At 76.2% G+C, this 537-nt stretch carries 1 protein-coding gene; it reads right to left on the bottom strand.

Translation table 11 applies throughout. The features are described from left to right. On the bottom strand, nucleotides 1–406 hold a 406-nt coding region (locus HMPREF0731_RS22855; RefSeq protein WP_007006659.1), incomplete at its 3' end, for a sugar transferase. Nucleotides 407–537: the final 131 nt, after the last annotated feature.

Genomic DNA, 537 nt, shown 5'->3' with positions numbered 1-537 from the left:
GCCGGCTGCGCTGCGCCGGCGTGTAGCGGGGCAGATAGGCCAGCGGCAGCGGCCGCGGCCCGACCAGGCTCATCTCGCCGCGCAGCACGTTGATCAGCTGCGGCAGCTCGTCCAGCGCGCTGGCCCGCAGCAGCCGGCCGAAGCGGCCCAGCCGCTCCGCATCCTCGCCCGGCCCCTCCCGCATCGAGCGGAATTTGATCAGTGTGAAGGGGCGGCCGTGCCGCCCGGCGCGGCTCTGGCAGAACAGCACCGGGCGGCCGAGGGCGAGGCGCACCGCCAGCGCCACCGCCAGCAGCAGCGGCGCCAGCGCCAGCAGCAGCAGCGCCGCGCCCAGCGCGTCCAGCCCGCGCTTGCCCCAGCGCGCATAGGGTCCGGGCGGAGGGGGGAGAGACGGTTCATCCGGCACGGCGGGCCACCACTCCGAGCGACAGGGACAGGCCGAGGGCGAACCACACCATGCGGTTGCCGAGATCAGTGGAGACCAGCGCGGCCAGCGCCACCGGCAGCACCAGGGCGGCGATGCGCGCGACGCGCGGC

Source organism: Pseudoroseomonas cervicalis ATCC 49957 (genome assembly GCF_000164635.1).
In the GTDB taxonomy this organism is placed as follows: domain Bacteria; phylum Pseudomonadota; class Alphaproteobacteria; order Acetobacterales; family Acetobacteraceae; genus Pseudoroseomonas; species Pseudoroseomonas cervicalis.
This window is presented reverse-complemented; position numbering and strand designations above follow the sequence as displayed.